Annotated in this window: 16 protein-coding genes; 7 read left to right on the forward strand and 9 right to left on the reverse strand. The window is 68.3% G+C overall.

Annotation, left to right across the window (positions count from 1 at the left end):
* Positions 1-70: 70 nt before the first annotated feature.
* From ACFRMN_RS09780 to ACFRMN_RS09790, 3 genes are all read right to left on the reverse strand, one after another.
* Positions 71-1,090 carry a phosphotransferase gene (locus tag ACFRMN_RS09780; protein WP_383016536.1) on the reverse strand — a complete coding sequence of 340 codons (1,020 nt, stop codon included), beginning with the start codon at positions 1,088-1,090 and terminating at the stop codon, positions 71-73.
* 240 nt (positions 1,091-1,330) lie between these two features.
* A complete protein-coding gene (locus ACFRMN_RS09785; RefSeq protein WP_383015970.1) occupies positions 1,331-1,747 on the reverse strand; it encodes a pyridoxamine 5'-phosphate oxidase family protein in 417 nt (138 codons plus the stop codon).
* Positions 1,748-1,880: 133 nt separating this feature from the next.
* Entirely contained in the window at positions 1,881-2,537 is a 657-nt protein-coding gene (locus ACFRMN_RS09790) for a response regulator (RefSeq protein ID WP_383016539.1), read from the reverse strand.
* Between the two features lie 323 nt (positions 2,538-2,860).
* Here ACFRMN_RS09790 and pdhA point away from each other — a divergent pair, with 323 nt between their 5' ends.
* The 3 genes from pdhA to ACFRMN_RS09805 are packed head-to-tail and all read left to right on the forward strand — an operon-like array spanning position 2,861 to position 6,527.
* Positions 2,861-4,042: a pyruvate dehydrogenase (acetyl-transferring) E1 component subunit alpha gene (pdhA, locus tag ACFRMN_RS09795; RefSeq protein WP_383015973.1), complete on the forward strand. Its 1,182-nt coding sequence runs from the start codon at positions 2,861-2,863 to the stop codon at positions 4,040-4,042.
* Positions 4,043-4,044: 2 nt separating this feature from the next.
* On the forward strand, positions 4,045-5,025 hold the full coding sequence (locus ACFRMN_RS09800) for an alpha-ketoacid dehydrogenase subunit beta (RefSeq protein ID WP_383015976.1): 981 nt from the start codon (positions 4,045-4,047) through the stop codon (positions 5,023-5,025).
* A 14-nt stretch (positions 5,026-5,039) separates the two neighbouring features.
* The gene (locus ACFRMN_RS09805; protein WP_383015979.1) at positions 5,040-6,527 is read left to right on the forward strand and encodes a dihydrolipoamide acetyltransferase family protein; all 1,488 of its coding nucleotides are present in this window, start codon (positions 5,040-5,042) and stop codon (positions 6,525-6,527) included.
* Positions 6,528-6,625: 98 nt separating this feature from the next.
* On the opposite strand, the gene ACFRMN_RS09810 is transcribed toward ACFRMN_RS09805, so the two are convergent.
* The 3 genes from ACFRMN_RS09810 to ACFRMN_RS09820 all read right to left on the reverse strand — a co-directional run bounded on the left by ACFRMN_RS09810 (position 6,626) and on the right by ACFRMN_RS09820 (position 9,630).
* Entirely contained in the window at positions 6,626-7,612 is a 987-nt protein-coding gene (locus ACFRMN_RS09810) for a hypothetical protein (RefSeq protein ID WP_383015982.1), read from the reverse strand.
* Between the two features lie 1,329 nt (positions 7,613-8,941).
* Entirely contained in the window at positions 8,942-9,187 is a 246-nt protein-coding gene (locus ACFRMN_RS09815) for a hypothetical protein (RefSeq protein WP_383015985.1), read from the reverse strand.
* Positions 9,184-9,630: an ATP-binding protein gene (locus ACFRMN_RS09820; protein ID WP_383015988.1), complete on the reverse strand. Its 447-nt coding sequence runs from the start codon at positions 9,628-9,630 to the stop codon at positions 9,184-9,186. Before ACFRMN_RS09820 ends, ACFRMN_RS09815 begins: the two co-directional genes overlap by 4 nt.
* A gap of 262 nt (positions 9,631-9,892) precedes the next feature.
* Here ACFRMN_RS09820 and ACFRMN_RS09825 point away from each other — a divergent pair, with 262 nt between their 5' ends.
* Positions 9,893-10,783: a helix-turn-helix domain-containing protein gene (locus ACFRMN_RS09825; protein ID WP_383015991.1), complete on the forward strand. Its 891-nt coding sequence runs from the start codon at positions 9,893-9,895 to the stop codon at positions 10,781-10,783.
* Positions 10,783-10,959 carry a DUF397 domain-containing protein gene (locus ACFRMN_RS09830; RefSeq protein WP_383015994.1) on the forward strand — a complete coding sequence of 59 codons (177 nt, stop codon included), beginning with the start codon at positions 10,783-10,785 and terminating at the stop codon, positions 10,957-10,959. The genes ACFRMN_RS09825 and ACFRMN_RS09830 overlap by 1 nt, the downstream gene beginning before the upstream one ends.
* Before the next feature lie 9 nt (positions 10,960-10,968).
* Here ACFRMN_RS09830 and ACFRMN_RS09835 read toward each other — a convergent pair whose 3' ends face one another.
* Both ACFRMN_RS09835 and ACFRMN_RS09840 read right to left on the reverse strand, forming a co-directional pair.
* Positions 10,969-11,901: a D-alanyl-D-alanine carboxypeptidase family protein gene (locus tag ACFRMN_RS09835; protein ID WP_383015997.1), complete on the reverse strand. Its 933-nt coding sequence runs from the start codon at positions 11,899-11,901 to the stop codon at positions 10,969-10,971.
* Between the two features lie 132 nt (positions 11,902-12,033).
* Positions 12,034-13,065 (reverse strand): Bro-N domain-containing protein, encoded by a 1,032-nt coding sequence (locus ACFRMN_RS09840; protein WP_383016000.1) that lies wholly within the window; start codon positions 13,063-13,065, stop codon positions 12,034-12,036.
* A 143-nt stretch (positions 13,066-13,208) separates the two neighbouring features.
* Between ACFRMN_RS09840 and ACFRMN_RS09845 the strand changes: the two genes are divergently transcribed.
* On the forward strand, positions 13,209-13,892 hold the full coding sequence (locus ACFRMN_RS09845; RefSeq protein ID WP_383016003.1) for a GntR family transcriptional regulator: 684 nt from the start codon (positions 13,209-13,211) through the stop codon (positions 13,890-13,892).
* A complete protein-coding gene (locus ACFRMN_RS09850; protein ID WP_383016006.1) occupies positions 13,889-15,190 on the forward strand; it encodes a nitrate/nitrite transporter in 1,302 nt (433 codons plus the stop codon). Before ACFRMN_RS09845 ends, ACFRMN_RS09850 begins: the two co-directional genes overlap by 4 nt.
* Before the next feature lie 133 nt (positions 15,191-15,323).
* On the opposite strand, the gene ACFRMN_RS09855 is transcribed toward ACFRMN_RS09850, so the two are convergent.
* A complete protein-coding gene (locus tag ACFRMN_RS09855) occupies positions 15,324-16,148 on the reverse strand; it encodes a maleylpyruvate isomerase family mycothiol-dependent enzyme (protein ID WP_383016009.1) in 825 nt (274 codons plus the stop codon).
* Between the last annotated feature and the right edge of the window lie 106 nt (positions 16,149-16,254).

Raw genomic sequence — 16,254 nt, forward strand, 5'->3', positions numbered from 1 at the left:
ACTAACTGACCGTCACTGACTGACCGTCACTGACTGACCGTCGGGCCGTGCGCCGCTCCCCGAGCCGGGATCAGCCGGCGAAGGCCTCGCGCACCGCCTCGTACTCCCGCGTCCACCACACCGCGAGGGCCGACACCGCGGCGAACAGCGGGTCGGCCCTTCGGTCGTCCAGCTGGTAGCGCCAGCGCAGCATCCAGAAGTCGTTGAGCCGTTCCCACCACACCCGGTGCACGGCCGCGGCCAGCTCGGAGGCGCGGGCTCCGGCCGCCCGGCGGTAGGCGCGCGCGTACGCCCGTACCTTCGTCAGCTCCAGCTCGCCCGTCGGCCGTACGAAGAAGATCGCCGCGGCCCGTACCGCCTCCTCGGCGCGCGGCTGTACGCCGAGCCGGTCCCAGTCGATGATCGCGACCGGTTCGTCGCCCCGGTAGAGCAGATTCAGCGGGTGGAAGTCGCCGTGCACCCAGCCCGTGGCCGGTTCCGCGCCGGGGGGCGGTCGGCGGTGGGCGTGGAGTTCCAGCAGGTCCCGGCGCTCCATGAGGCGGTGTTCGGCCAGCGCGTCGAAGACGTCCCTGCGGGTACGGCCCCGGGCCAGGGAGAGCAGCTCATCGATGAGGTCGAAGGTGTCGGCGGGGTCGGGGCTGACATACGCGAGCGTCGTCGGGTCCGGTTCCATCACCCGCTCCAGACAGGTGTGCACCAGCCCGAGGAGCGCGCCCAGGTGCCCCGACCCGGCGGTGGACAGCTGCGAGCCGTCGCGATGGCGTCCGTCGATCCACGGGTGCAGGGCGTAGCAGTGGCCGCCGATGACCGCGACGGTGTCGCCGTCGGCGTTCTCGACGGGCGGGGCGACGGGCACGCCGAGCGTCTGGAGCCGCTGGGTGGCGCGGTGCTGGCGGGTGATGGTGTCGCGGTCGCCGTCCAGATGGTGCTTGAGGAAGTAGGCGCCCCGGGTGGTGCGGAGCCGGTAGCCGCGGTTGAGGAGCCCTTGGGCGACGGGCTCGCAGGAGAGCGGTTCGCCCGCGTTCCGGTAGCGGCGGAGCAGCGTGCGGACGGGGGGAGCGGCGGCGTGGAGCGGGAGGGTGGAGTGCAGTGGTGCGGAGGGGTGAGGCGGGGCTGACGGGTGGAGCGGGGCTGACGGGTGGAGCGGGCCTGACGGGTGGAGCGGGGCTGAGGGGTGCGGTGGTGCGGAGCGATGCGGTGGTGCGGAGGGATGTACGGGGGGAAGCACGGTACGAGATGCACGAGCGGCGGCAGGCGCGGGAATGGGGATCACGGCGGTCGCAGCAGGTGCGGCGATTTCATATGAGCGCGGCACTTGTCAGATGTTAGATCACGCAACGTGTTTGCTTCGTCGCTCCAAGGAATAGTCGAGCGTATGTACGGTAACGAACTGGGGTGTAAGCCGTATATAGACCGGATCGAATGGTTCACCGTCCACGCGATGCGGGCCCGTGCCGAACATTTCCCGCTCGGGGGCCGTCGGTTCGATGATCTCGGCGGTGCCGGTGAACTCCACCGACCACCGGTCCGCCTCGTCGCTGCTGAAGTTGTCCGCTCCGTACGCCACCACGCCGCCGCCGCACGCCCGGTGGTAGCCGAGGCCCGCGTGCATGCACAGCAGGACGGAACCGCCGGCCACGACATGGCGGGCGGGCGCCACGAACGGCATCGCGCGCATACTCGTCGCCACCCGCCCGTAAGACACCCGGCTGAGCAGGTCGATGGCTCGGAGTTCCTCGGTGAACATGTTGTCCACTGTCCGTTACCAAAGGGCGCGCCAACAGAGGAGGCGGCCCCGGATGCGCGGGACGTAGGTCCCGATTAGGACCGGGCCGGACGCGGTACGCACCGTCCCGGCACGTACTGCCGCGGAGTCCGGGTCAGGGCTTCTCCGCCTGGAGCCGCGCCACATACGCGGCCGCCTGCGACCGGCGCTCCATCCCCAGCTTGGAGAGCAGGCTGGAGACATAGTTCTTGATCGTCTTCTCGGCGAGATGCAGCTCCTCGCCGATCGCGCGGTTGGTCATGCCCTCACCGATCAGATTCAGGATCCTGCGCTCCTGGTCGGTGAGGCCGGCCAGCTTGTCGTCCTTCGGGGTGTTGCCCGTACGCAGCCGCTCCAGCACCCGCGCCGTCGCCTCCGGGTCGAGCAGCGACCGCCCCGCCGCCACGTCCCGTACCGCTGTGAGCAGCTCATTGCCGCGGATCGCCTTCAGTACGTAACCCGAGGCCCCGGCCATGATCGCGTCGAACAGCGCCTCGTCGTCGGCGAACGAGGTGAGCATCAGGCACTTGATGGACTCGTCCCGCGAGCGGATCTCCCGGCAGACCTCCACGCCGCTGCCGTCCGGCAGCCGGACATCGAGCACCGCCACATCGGGCCGGGTCGCCGGGATTCTGGCCGTCGCGTCCGCCGCCGTACCCGCTTCCCCGACCACCTCGATGTCGTCCTCGACGGACAGAAGCTCAAAGACGCCCCTGCGGACGACTTCATGGTCATCAACAAGAAATACCGTAATTTTTCCGTCCTTGTACACAGAATCCAGTCTCACACATTCACCCCTTCCCTGCCGCAGATCAGCGGGATAACGTGCCGTTGTTCCGGCGGCCTGCAAGGCTGTGACCAGTGGTTGTTCCAGACTTTGGCGATTTACTTGGAAATCCAAGCAAAATTGCAGGTCAGAAGGGGTTTCACAGTAATAGCCCCCACTGGGTAACGTGCCTGTGACAGGGCGCTCGCCGGGGCACCTGTCACGCCTGTCCCGGCCGGGTCGCACCCACCCCGTGCACGCGGCGGAAACAGGCGAGCCGACTGGTTCCCGGCGGATCCCGGGAGCCGGACAGACGGAGGAGCACGCACGTGACCGTGGAGAGCACTGCCGCTCGCAAACCGCGACGCAGCAGCGGCACCAAGCGCGCAAGCGCCAAGAGGACGCCGCAGCCCCAGAGTTCTGAGCCTCAGCTCGTACAACTGCTCAGCCCCGAGGGCGAGCGGGTCGAGCACCCGGACTACGGGATCGACCTGACCCCGGAGGAGTTGCGCGGGCTGTACCGGGACATGGTCCTGACCCGCCGCTTCGACGCCGAGGCCACGGCGCTCCAGCGACAGGGCGAGCTGGGACTATGGGCCTCACTGCTGGGCCAGGAGGCCGCGCAGATCGGCTCGGGTCGCGCGCTGCGCGACGACGACTATGTCTTCCCGACCTACCGTGAGCACGGCGTGGCCTGGTGCCGCGGGGTCGACCCGACGAATCTGCTGGGGATGTTCCGTGGTGTGAACCACGGAGGCTGGGACCCCAACAGCAACAATTTCCACCTCTACACCATCGTCATCGGCTCCCAGACCCTGCACGCCACCGGCTACGCCATGGGCGTCGCCAAGGACGGCGCGGACTCGGCCGTGATCGCGTACTTCGGGGACGGCGCCTCCAGCCAGGGCGATGTCGCCGAGTCGTTCACCTTCGCCGCGGTCTACAACGCGCCGGTGGTCTTCTTCTGCCAGAACAACCAGTGGGCGATCTCCGAGCCGACCGAGAAGCAGACCCGGGTGCCGCTCTACCAGCGCGCGCAGGGGTACGGCTTCCCCGGCGTCCGGGTCGACGGCAATGACGTACTGGCCTGTCTCGCCGTGACCCGCGCCGCGCTGGAGCGGGCCCGCCGGGGCGAGGGGCCCATGCTGGTCGAGGCCTTCACCTACCGGATGGGCGCGCACACCACCTCCGACGACCCGACCAAGTACCGCGCGGACGAGGAGCGGGAGGCCTGGGAGGCCAAGGACCCGATCCTGCGGCTGCGCAGGTACCTGGAGCGGGAGGGCCATGCCGACGAGGCGTTCTTCACGGCTCTGGACGAGGAGAGCGAGACGCTCGGAAAGCGGGTACGAGAGGTAGTGCGGGCCATGCCCGACCCGGACCCCATGGCGATCTTCGACCATGTCTACGCCGACGGGCACGCGCTTGTCGACGAGGAGCGCGCGCAGTTCGCCGCGTACCAGGCGTCGTTCGAGGACACCCAGAGTGGTTCCGCCGGGGAGGGCAAGTAGCCATGGCCGTACAGAAGCTCCCGATCGCCAAGGCGATCAACGAGTCGCTCCGCAAGGCGCTGGAGACCGACCCCAAGGTCCTGATCATGGGCGAGGACGTCGGCAAGCTCGGCGGCGTCTTCCGCGTCACGGACGGCCTGCAGAAGGACTTCGGCGAGGACCGCGTCATCGACACCCCGCTCGCCGAGTCGGGCATCGTCGGCACGGCCATCGGTCTCGCGCTGCGCGGCTACCGGCCGGTGGTGGAGATCCAGTTCGACGGTTTCGTCTTCCCCGCCTACGACCAGATCGTCACGCAGCTCGCGAAGATGCACGCCCGCTCGCTGGGCAAGATCAAGCTGCCCGTCGTGATCCGTATCCCGTACGGCGGCGGCATCGGCGCTGTCGAGCACCACAGCGAGTCCCCCGAGGCGCTTTTCGCGCATGTCGCGGGTCTGAAGATCGTCTCGCCGTCCACGGCGTCGGACGCGTACTGGATGATGCAGCAGGCCATCCAGAGCGACGACCCGGTGATCTTCTTCGAGCCGAAGCGGCGCTACTGGGACAAGGGCGAGGTCAACACCGAGGCCATCCCCGGCCCGCTGCACGGCGCGCGGGTCGCCAGGGAGGGTACGGACCTGACGCTCGCGGCGTACGGTCCGATGGTGAAGGTCTGTCTGGAGGCCGCCGCGGCGGCCGAGGAGGAGGGCAAGTCGCTGGAGGTCGTCGATCTCCGGTCGATGTCCCCGATCGACTTCGACACGATCCAGGCGTCGGTGGAGAAGACGCGCCGGCTGGTCGTGGTGCACGAGGCACCGGTCTTCTACGGCTCCGGCGCGGAGATCGCCGCGCGCCTCACGGAGCGGTGCTTCTACCACCTGGAGGCCCCCGTGCTGCGGGTCGGCGGCTACCACGCGCCGTATCCGCCGGCCAGGCTGGAGGACGAGTACCTTCCGGGTCTGGACCGGGTGCTCGACGCCGTCGACCGCTCGCTCGCGTACTGAGGAGTGCCGTGACCATGACTGCTGACACTTCCACCGCTTCCGGCGCCTCGGCTCGCTACCGCGAGTTCAGGATGCCCGACGTGGGCGAGGGCCTTACCGAGGCCGAGATCCTCAAGTGGTACGTACAGCCGGGCGATTCCGTCACCGACGGCCAGGTGGTGTGCGAGGTCGAGACCGCGAAGGCGGCTGTCGAACTGCCCATTCCGTACAACGGGGTGGTGCACGAGCTGCGCTTCGAGGAGGGCACGACGGTCGACGTCGGCGCGTCCATCATCTCGGTGGACGTGACACCGGGCAGCGCTGAACCGGGGCCTGCCACGCCTCCCGCGTCTGCCACGCCTGCCGCGTCTGCCACGCCTGCCCCCGCTGCCCCTGCTGTCACCGGGGAACCGGCGGAGCCCGCCGAGCCGATGGGGCGTACGCCGGTCCTCGTCGGGTACGGGGTCGCCGAGGCGTCCACGAAGCGGCGCGCGCGCAAGGGCGCTCCGGGTGCCTCGGTGCCGGAGCAGGCGACCGCCGCGGAGGCGGCGACCGCGGCCATCCAGGCGGAGATGAACGGGCACCCGGCCACGCCGCCGCAGTCCCGTCCGCTGGCCAAGCCCCCCGTACGCAAGCTCGCCAAGGACCTCGGCGTGGACCTGGCGACGATCACGCCGACGGGTCCGGGCGGGATCATCACCCGCGAGGACGTCCACGCGGCGACGGCTCCCGCGGCGGCCACCGTCCCGGCGGTCGCGGCTCCCGCCCCGGCTCCGGCCGCCGAACCGGCGACGCCGGCCCAGGTGACGGGCGTGGCGACCGGCCGGGAGACCCGTATCCCGATCAAGGGCGTACGGAAGGCCACGGCGGCGGCCATGGTCGGCAGCGCCTTCACCGCGCCGCATGTCACGGAGTTCATCACCGTCGATGTGACGCGCACGATGAAGCTGGTCGAGGAGCTGAAGTCCGACAAGGACATGGCGGGCCTGCGGATCAACCCGCTGCTCCTCATCGCCAAGGCGCTGCTGGTCGCGATCAAGCGGAACCCCGAGGTCAACGCGGCCTGGGACGAAGCGAACCAGGAGATCGTCCTCAAGCACTACGTCAACCTGGGCATCGCGGCGGCGACCCCGCGCGGTCTGATCGTCCCGAACATCAAGGACGCGCACGACAAGACGCTGCCCCAACTGGCCGAAGCGCTGGGGGAGCTGGTGTCCACGGCCCGCGAGGGCAGGACGACCCCGGCGGCGATGCAGGGCGGCACGGTCACGATCACCAACGTCGGCGTCTTCGGAGTCGACACCGGTACGCCGATCCTCAACCCGGGCGAGTCCGCGATCCTCGCGGTCGGCGCGATCAAGCCCCAGCCGTGGGTCCACAAGGGCAAGGTGAAGCCCCGGCAGGTCACCACGCTGGCGCTCTCGTTCGACCACCGCCTGGTCGACGGCGCACTGGGCTCCCAGGTCCTGGCGGACATCGCCGCGATCCTGGAGCAGCCGAAGCGCCTGATCACCTGGGCGTAGCAGCATGGGGCCCGAGCGCCCCGACGACGGAGCCCCACGGCGCGCACGGCCGTGGGGCTCCTTCGGTCCTCGCGGTCTCCCGCAGGACCGGGACGGAATCAGCGTTTCGACGAGACCGTCACCAGCCAGTCGGAGTTCCGGAAATGAGTGGACACCCCAGTCCCCACCTGGGACTTGTTGGGAGGTCCGGAGCTGGGGAACAGCGAAGGAGCGACAGGACGCCCCAATCGCTCCTCCCACATGATCGCCCACTTCTCAAGCTCCGGGAATGCCTCCCGAACCGCCGTCCGGTTGACGAAACTGTACTTCTGATGAATGAACCCCTTCCGGAGATCTTCATCGGTGAGCTTTCCCGCGTCCCTCAGCTCATCCCATTTCTGCCGGGCCGCGGCCACCATTACATCGGATGAGATGTGAAAGTCGCCGTCGCTGGGTCCGACCGGCTGCCCGTTCTCATCGAGCGCCCCCAGTTTGTACAGCGTTTCGAATGGACGGCGTGCCGGTCGCTCGCTGGGAGGTGTGGAGCCCATCCACTGCCGGAGCCTTTCCAGCGCCAGAGGCTGTCCGGCCAATTCCCGTTCGGTCGGGAAGTTCTTGTGGCGGCCCGAGAAGAAGAACGCCCATGATCCCTGGAGCCGTACGTCGTAGTCCTGAGGACGCTTGCAGTCGGAGCACAGGACCCTGGACAGAGACGACGACATGTCCTTGAACTGCTTCGGAGTCGTCCCCAAGGGTGCCTGGTAGCGGCGCCACCAGTCGACTTGCTGCCGCGTCAGCCCGAGGAACGCCAGGTCCCGGGGCTGGATTCGGTATCCCGTGTCATCGTGTGGCCACGCCCGGATCCCCTCGCGCTGACTTCCCGGGACCCTGCCGTCGGCGTCGATGAGCCCCTTGGCCTGGGCTTCCTGGCGCCTCTTGGCAAAGCCGGGGTCCTCGTCGGCCGACGGGCTCGCTCGGACGGTCTGCGCATGGACGCTCGTGCCGACCGACCAAGGGGTTACCGCGGCGGTCGGAGCGACCGAAGGACCCGACAGAACCAGGGCCGCGGCGGCGAGAACTCCCAGCCGTAGACGCTGTCTTGACACTCTTTACCTCCAGCAGGAACGTTCCCCATGGCCCGCGCTCCTCGCGGTCCGTGACTCAGAATTGCGCATACCTCCGCACGCCACCGGCACAGCCACGCCGACATGGAGGAGTACACGTCGAACCCCTCTACGGCTTGAATTCGGCTCCCAGTTCGAGCGCGGGAGATCGGGGCCGGGCGCTTTTCCTCTTGGGGGAGATTTTCTGAGTAAGGCCGGTGCCCAATCGGGTAATTGCGGGGCGTTCGTTCGAGAATCCACCTGCGACGCGGTGATATGGCCGGGGGTTTGGTGTCGGGTGGGGGCCGCCCCTAGGTTTCAGTTTCGCGGTTCCGGGTCGGGCGTCAAGGGCGCTCCTGCGTCGCGTCGGCTGCGCCGATTGCGCTTCGCTCCACCCTGGACACCCAACCCTCCACCGCAAGTGCTGCTTTGAGGGGGGCGGCCCGGGGGGAGGGGTCCCCGGGGAGGCTCGCTTGTTCCGGGGGCCGGTTGCCGACCGCTGGTCCGGTGGTTGGTCTGCGCGGCAGTGGAGTGGGGCGGCCCGGCCCCGGCAAAGCGTCTGACGGTCGGGAAGTGGCCGGGACTCATGCCCCGCTGGTGAGGGTGTGTGGGTGAGGGGACAGGTGTGACTGATGAGGCGCCGAGTGGGCCGGTCAGGGGCGGTGATGTGTCGTGGTGACGGGTTAACCGACCTCAGGACGCATCACCCGCCGGAGGACCCCCCAAAGCCCCTTCCAAACTGGGACATAGGGAGCAGGTGGCGGGCTCGTCCACCCCTGCCAACAGGTGCCACCCGACAAAGGACCCTCACAGCGGGGCATGAGTCCTGACCAACCATCCACACCAGCCCGCTGAGCCGGTGCCGGGCCGCCCCACTCCACTGCCGCGCCCCCACCCACCGGACCGACGGTCGGCAACGGACCGCCCCCATGCACGGATCCCCTCCGGGGACCCCTCCCCCGGGCCGCCCCCCTCAAAGCTGCACTTGCGGTGGAGGGGCGGGTGTCAAGGGTGGAGCGAAGCGCAATCGGCGCAGCCGACGCGACGCAGGAGCGCCCTTGACGCCCGACCCGGAACCGCGAAACTGAAACCTAGGGGCGGCCCCCACCCGACACCAAACCTACCGGGTCACCCCGACTACCCCTCGGTCCTGACCGGCAGTCGAAGTCCTTCTCCACCAGCGGGGCATGAATCCCAGCCGCCCACGGGGGGCAGCCGCTGAGCCTGTGCCGGGCCGCCCCACTCCACTACTGCGTAGACCACCCACCAGCCAGCAAGCCAAGAACAGAACCGGCCCACAAACCCAGCCCCCCCCCGGCTACTTCCCGCCCCTCACCGTCTCCAGTGTCCGCGTGCGTGTCTGCGGGGGAGTTCGGAGGCGCGGAGGGTGATGTGGACCGGCTCGCGGTGGCAGTAACAGATGTACGTGTACACCTCTTCGGCGGCTGCCGGAGCCTGGGGTGGCTCGTGCTCGGGGCGCCAGGTCGCCGCGTACAGAATGCCGATCACCAGCACGATGAGGCTGATGGCGAGCGCGACGACGCCCCACAGGGCTCTGTCGGTGACGGGATCGATCACCGCGCGGTGCCTGTCCGTACGTTGAGCTCGGCAAAGACGGTCTTGCCGACGCTGCGGGGCTGGGTGCCCCAGCGGTCCGCGAGCTGCGTGACGATGTGCAGTCCCCGACCGAAGCATTCGTCGTCCTCGGTGATGCGCAGGCTCGGCAGTCGCTCTCCGCGCGGGTCGCTGACCTCGATACGGAGGGTCCTCGGCCGGAGGGTGGTTCGTACCTGGAAGAGGCGGTCACGCAAGCTGCCGTGCAGCAGGGCGTTGGTGGCGAGCTCGCTGACCACCAGGGCGGTGGACCAGGCGAGTTCGGGATGCCCCCACTGAGTGACGAGCCGCGCGGCGCGCCGCCGCGCGAGGCTGACGCTGCCGGCGGTGGGGGTGTAGTTCAGCCGGTCCTCCTGGAGAACCGGAGAGAACTCGGGTTCGGACGCCTCTTGTTGGGCTGAGGTCATGGACGCGCACCTTTCCGTGTGCGGCGGGTCTGCCCGCACGTGGTGCGCATGGCAGTGGCGATGCCGCGGGCTGCTCTGGCGCAGGGCAGGGCGGTGCACTTCCACCAAGTTGGCGCCACAGTGCGAGCGGTTGGGCGCTGAACGTAACTGCGTCGGCAACTTGAGAGCAAGATGTCTGGGGAATATATTCCCCAGACGGGTGACGAGGGTCAACCCGAAGGTGCGGACTGCAACACTGTTCGCAAGTCAGCAGGAGGGCGATATGGCGACATCCGGAGCGCGCGCAAATGGCAACCGAGCTTCCACAGTGCTTGGCCGCAGGTTGGGTGGCGAGCTACTCGCTTTGCGAGTGGCTGCGGGCAAGACGCAGCAGGAAGCGGCCCAGATACTGAGCGCGACCGCGACGAAGATCGTCAAGATGGAGCGTGGCTGGGTTCCTATGCGGGACCCGGACATCAAGGCGCTGTGTCAACTGTATGAAGTAAAGGACACCGAGGTCGTCAACCGGATGCTGGAACTGGCGAAGACGGACCGGGAGCGACGCAAAGTGAAAGGGTGGTGGAACGACACTCCCACCATCGCCACCCAAGTCGAGTACATCGAGATGGAAGACGGAGCGCACAGGGTCAGACAATGGCAACTGGCCCTCATCCCAGGGCTCTTCCAGACACCGGAATACGTTCGGGCAATGTGTGTCGCGGACATGTCCTGGGATGACATCGATCGGATTGAGGACGTCGTCACGGGACGGGCGAAGCGTCAGGAGCGGCTGTACGGTGAGCAACCGCTGCGGATCCACGCGGTGATTTGGGAGGGGGCGCTCCGGCAGTTGATGGGCGGACCGGAGGTGATGAGTCGGCAGCTCGCACACCTTTGCGAGCTGGCAGAACTCCCGAATGTTCAGATTCAGGTGCTGCCCTTCCGGGCTGGCGCGCACCCATGCAGCGGTGGTCCGTTCAACATCCTCTCCTTCGGGGAGGATGAGGCTGTCGACGTCGTGCACATGGACGCTCTTGGGTCCACGATCTGGATTGAAAACGCTGAGGAGAGCGCCGTTTTCGCTACGCTCTTCGACCGAGCGGCCAGGGCGAGTCTGTCGCCCTACGACTCCATCCGGTTCATTGGCAGCATTAGCAAGGGATTGAGCAAGTGATGTTGTTTGAGTTCAAGAAGTCGAGCTACAGCGCAGCATCCAACGACTGCGTAGAGGTGGCCCTCAACCTCCCCGGAACCGTCGCCGTCCGTGACTCCAAAGACTCAGCCGGCCCGGTGCTGCTCCTCGCCCCCGCCGCATGGGAGGCGTTCCGGGCCGGCCTGCTCAAGTCGTAGAACCCTGGATCAGTCCTGCTGCGCGTCCGCCGGGAGCGTCCGCAGCTTCATCGTCTTCGCCGTCGACGTCCCGAAGCCGTAGTCCAGCAGCTTCGCCGCGTCCTTGTAACGGTCGGCGCCGTTCAGGACGACACCGACGAGGGTCTTGCTGCCGCGCGTGGCGGCGAAGACCAGGCAGGGGCCGGCAGCCGTGCCGGTTCCGGTCTTGATGCCGATGGCGCCGTTGTAGGAGCCGAGCAGCTTGTTCGTCTGGTACCAGGTGTAGGTGCGCGTGCCGCCGGTGCTGGTCGGCGCCGTGGTCTTGTACGAGGTGGCCTTCACGACCGCGCGGAAGTTGGAGTTCTTCATCGCGTACTGGGCGATCTTGGCGAGGTCGCGCGGGGTGGTGTAGTTGTTCCCGGCCTGCGATATGCCGTCGAAGGAGTCGAACTTGGTGTTCTTGAGCTTGAGTTCGACGGCCTTCGCGTTCATCTTCGCGATGAACGACTTGGTGCGGGCGGCGTTGGTGGAGCCGGTGCCGAAGGTGTCGGCGAGGGCGTAGGCCGCGTCGCAGCCGGAGGGCAGCATCGTGCCGTAGAGCAGCTGCCGCACGGTGACCTTGTCACCGGTCCGCAGGTCCGCCGTGCTCGCGCCCTCCTTGGCGACGTAGTCGCGGTAGGCCTGCTTGACGGTCACCTTGCGGTTGAGGTCGACGCCCTTGGTGCTGAGCACCACGGCGGCGGTCATGATCTTCGTCGTGCTCGCCATCTGACGCCTGGTGTCGGCGGTCTTGCTGTAGACCGTCGCGCCGGTCGCGTTGTTGAGCACGAACCCGCCCTTGGCGCTGACGGACGGCGCGGTGGCCGCCTGAGCGGGTGAGGCCAGGGCCGAGACGGCCATGAGAGCGCCGGCGGTGAGGGAGATAACGGCGGCTCTGCGCGCGCCCGGGAGGCTGGGTATCAAGAGAAACGCTCCGAATCCGCGAATGCGAGGGAAAGCACCAAGTGGGGCCGTCTTGGGAAACGGGCCCCACTAGATGACGCACGAGCGGACCGGAGGGATGTACGCGACACGGGAGGGAATCCGTGATTCAGGTCATGACGGCTCCGGCTCGGATCGCTGCGGTGAGTCGGTACGGCTGCGGAGTACGTAGACCGGTGAGCCGTCCGGGGCCCCGCCCCGCGCCTCGATGCACGCGTGCTTCCGCATGAACCGCAGGCACTCGTTGACGCGGCGGACCGACAGGCCCGTCCTGGCCGCGATGGTCTCCAGCGGCTGACGCAACTCTCCCTCTTCGGCGAGTGCCGGGGCGATGGTGACGGCGACGGCCCAGACGTCCTCCGTCACGGACATCCGCGTCTTCCAGTCGGCGAGGACCGCCTCGGCGGTGGGGCGCGGGGGCTGGGCGGCCGGTGCCGGGGCGGTGGCTGCCGAACGCTCGGTGAGCAGGCCGTCGAGGCGGTCCGCTATCCGCTCCATCGCGCGCGCGGTGGCCTGATGCGCCGCGAGCACCTCACGCTGGGTGGTGAGCGATTCGCGTCGTAACGCGAGGGATTCGCGCTGTACGGCCGCGAACTCCTCGTCCATTCGAACGTTCCGCTCTTCGAGACGGACGATCGCGTCGGCGACCTGTTCGGGCAGCGCGTACGACACGGGTGCCGCCGGCTCCGGCACTGCCCTCGTCGCCGCCGGACCGGCCGACTCCGTTCCGGCTTCGGGGAACGTGTAGGAACCCTCGCGCTGGACCGTCAGGATGACCTCGGTGACCCACTCCTTGAACGGTCTGCACGAGACTTTCGTGCACCCGTTGACGAGAAGAATCAGGCCCTTCAGGTCGATGAGTTGCAAGTCTCGGCGCCACTCTCTACCTGCGGGAATGCTGAGACCATATCCCTGAGTGACGGTCTCAAGAAAGTCTCGATGTCTCTCGGGGACATGGTCGAGAAGAGCTTGTCTCGAATTACTGTGCCCAAGCTGCTTGCATACGTCCACCGCCGGGAACCAGTGCCTCCCGTCCGGCATCGTCAGCCGCCGGATCCGGAAGCCCGTCGCTCCGTACACGAAGTCGTTGATGTCGATCGCCTCGCGCCGTGCGGGCGTGTTCGATTGCCTGCTAGGTCCGTTCATACGAACCACCTCCTTGGCGGAACGTAAAGCGGAGCAAATCGAATATGCCAGCGTCCGCGACGAGGTTCATCACTCTGGGTGACTCATGTCCGAATCCCGGACGCGGCCTGCTGTTGTGCCTCTGTTGTATCTAAGCTGTGCGCATGCCGCCCGCTCCTGCCCCCGCCCCTGCTGCCCCTGCCGCCTCCATGAAGCAACCGCCCGCCGCCGACCGCGTGTACAGCCACATCAAGGAAGCCGTTCTCGACCGCCGTTACGAAGGCGGCACCCTGCTGACCGAAGGTGAGCTGGCCGAAGCCGTCGGGGTGTCTCGTACGCCCGTGCGGGAGGCCTTGCTCAAGCTGGAGGTCGAGGGGCTGATCAAGCTCTATCCGAAAAAGGGTGCCCTCGTGCTCGCCGTCTCCGCGCAGGAGATCGCGGATGTCGTCGAGACCCGGCTGCTGGTCGAGGAGTTCGCCGTACGGAAGGCCGTGCCGGCGTCCGTGCGGTTGATCGCGCGGCTTGAGGAGGTGCTGGACGAGCAGCGGCGGCTGGCCGAGGACGGGGATCTCGCGGCCGTCGCCGTCGCGGACCGGTGCTTCCACGCCGAGATCGTGCGCCACGCGGGCAACGAGATCCTCTCCAAGCTCTACGACCAGCTCAGGGACCGTCAGTTGCGGATGGGCGTCGCCGTACTCGAAGCGCACCCCGACCGCATCGCCAAGAACATCACCGAGCACACCGAGATGCTCGACGCCATCAGAACCGGCGACGCGGACGGCGCCGCGCAGTGTCTGCGCCGGCATGTCAGCCGGGTCAAGGTGCTGGTCCGGGGTGAGGCCCGGTGAGCGCCGCCTCGGTCGCCCTCCCAGGCGATCCACCCGGCGGGCGCCGTGCCACCTGGATATGGGGCATAGGCGTCGCCGTCTACTTCGTCGCCGTCATCTTCCGTACCAGCCTGGGCGTGGCCGGCCTCGACGCCGCCGACCGCTTCGGGGTCAACGCCTCGGCCCTGTCGACGTTCTCCATACTTCAGCTGCTCGTGTACGCGGGCATGCAGATACCCGTCGGCCTGATGGTCGACCGGCTCGGCACCAAGAAGGTGCTGACCATCGGCGTCGTGCTGTTCACCGTCGGGCAGCTCGGCTTCGCGCTCTCCCCCTCGTACGGCACCGCCCTCGTCTCCCGCGCGCTTCTCGGCTGTGGTGACGCGATGACCTTCATCAGCGTGCTGCGGCTCGGCACCCGCTGGTTCCCGGCCCGGCGCGGGCCGATGATCGCCCAGGTCGCCGCGCTCTTCGGGATGGCGGGCAATCTCGTCTCCACCATCTTCATCTCCCGCACCCTGAACGGTCTCGGCTGGACCACGACCTTCGCGGGCAGCGCGCTCGCCGGGGTCTTCGTCCTCGTACTGCTGCTGCTCTTCCTCAAGGACCACCCGGAGGGCCATGAGCCGCCGCCCGCCGAGCACGCGGGCGCCGCGTACGTACGGAAGCAGATCGCCGAGTCCTGGCGTGAACCCGGTACCCGGCTGGGGATGTGGGTGCACTTCACCACCCAGTTCCCGGCGATGTTCTTCCTGCTGCTGTGGGGGATGCCGTTCCTCGTCGAGGCGCAGGGCCTGTCCCGTGCCGTCGCGGGCGAACTGCTCACCCTGATCGTGCTCTCCAACATGGTCGTCGGGCTCGTGTACGGGCAGGTCATCGCCCGCCACCACGCGGCGAGGGCGCCGCTGGCCCTGGGCACCGTCGGGGCGTCGGCGCTGGCCTGGGCGGTGACGATCGTGTACCCCGGTGACCATGCCCCGATGTGGCTGCTGATCACGCTCTGCGCGGTCCTGGGCGCGTGCGGGCCCGCGTCGATGATCGGCTTCGACTTCGCCAGGCCCGCGAACCCGCCGGAGCGTCAGGGCACGGCCTCCGGAATCGTCAACATGGGCGGTTTCACAGCCTCGATGACGACGCTCTTCGCGGTCGGCGTCCTGCTGGACGCGACCGGCGACAACTACCGGATCGCGTTCTCGACCGTCTTCGTTCTCCAGGCGATCGGGATCGTGCAGATCCTGCGGCTGCGGAACCGCACCGCGCGCCGGGAGCGGGAGCGGCTGGTGGCGAGCCGGGTGGAGGCCGTGCACGTACCGGCGTGACCGGCGTGACCGGCGTGACGTGAGGTGACGTGTACGTACGTACCGGCTGACGCGTGCGTACCGGTGACGCCTACGTACCGGATGACGCGTACGTACGAGCCGGGCCCGGTGCCTGCCGCCGTGCCCGGCCGCCCTACGGCGTGACCGCGAACTCCCGCAGAATCGCCTCGGCCAGATCAAGATCACCGTCGATCTTGACGCGATCCGCCACCGCCGCGGGCCGCACGCGTCCGCACGCCAGCCGGAAGTACGTCTCCCAGTCCGTCGCGAGCGTCACCAAGGGGCCGAGCGAGGGGGAGCCGTCCACCGAACCGCGTCCGTCGGCGTTCACCCTGACCGTACGGAGGAACTCCACCGGGCCGCTGACATCGATGACGACCGCCGAGTTCGGCGGCGCGCCCGCCTTCTTGGCGACGACCTTCGGCAGCGCGGCCAGCAGCGCGTCGCGGGCGACCACCGCGCCCGGTGAGTCCAGGTTTCCGGGCCTGTTCAGCGCGGTGCGCAGATCCTGCTCATGCACCCAGATGTCGAACGCCCGCGCGCGCATGGCGGCTTCGAGGGTCTGCTCGGCGCCCAGCGGGGCGCGGACCATGGTGTCGGGGGAGCGGTTCTCGTTCCGCAGCTGCCGGTTGCGGCGGATGATCGTGTACTCCAGTTCGGAGGTCATCTCCGGCGCGGTGTGGTGGCGCCGCACATCGACCTGCATCTCCATGTAGCGAGTGTGGTCGTCCCGTACGTGGTACAGGTCGCGCGGCAGCGAGTGAATGGGCCGCGGGTCCCCGAGCATCTCGCATTCCAGGCCGATGACATGCGAGACGATGTCTCGTACGGACCAACCGGGGCACGGTGTGCGGCGGTTCCATTCGCCCTCGACGAGCGGCTGCACCAGCTCGGCTATGGCATCGATGGAGTGGGTCCAGGCATCGGCGTAGTTTTGAAGGCTGGGATGGACGGTCACGGGACCCCTCGGCGGTTCTGCGGTACGCGGGCTGGCTTGCTGGCGGGCGGGCTGCGGGCTGCGGGCTGCGGGCTGCGTGGGAGGTTTGGCAGCTAAGTTACGCTGC

The organism is Streptomyces sp. NPDC056835, assembly GCF_042789485.1.
Lineage (GTDB): Bacteria > Actinomycetota > Actinomycetes > Streptomycetales > Streptomycetaceae > Streptomyces.

Bases quoted from the DNA above. Each gene is read 5' to 3' on its own strand.
- ACFRMN_RS09785 (WP_383015970.1), bottom strand. From the start codon at position 1,747: ATGTTCACCGAGGAACTCCGAGCCATCGACCTGCTCAGCCGGGTGTCT.
- ACFRMN_RS09800 (WP_383015976.1), top strand. From the start codon at position 4,045: ATGGCCGTACAGAAGCTCCCGATCGCCAAGGCGATCAACGAGTCGCTC.
- ACFRMN_RS09805 (WP_383015979.1), top strand. From the start codon at position 5,040: ATGACTGCTGACACTTCCACCGCTTCCGGCGCCTCGGCTCGCTACCGC.
- ACFRMN_RS09820 (WP_383015988.1), bottom strand. From the start codon at position 9,630: ATGACCTCAGCCCAACAAGAGGCGTCCGAACCCGAGTTCTCTCCGGTT.
- ACFRMN_RS09825 (WP_383015991.1), top strand. From the start codon at position 9,893: ATGGCGACATCCGGAGCGCGCGCAAATGGCAACCGAGCTTCCACAGTG.
- ACFRMN_RS09830 (WP_383015994.1), top strand. From the start codon at position 10,783: ATGTTGTTTGAGTTCAAGAAGTCGAGCTACAGCGCAGCATCCAACGAC.
- ACFRMN_RS09840 (WP_383016000.1), bottom strand. From the start codon at position 13,065: ATGAACGGACCTAGCAGGCAATCGAACACGCCCGCACGGCGCGAGGCG.
- ACFRMN_RS09845 (WP_383016003.1), top strand. From the start codon at position 13,209: ATGCCGCCCGCTCCTGCCCCCGCCCCTGCTGCCCCTGCCGCCTCCATG.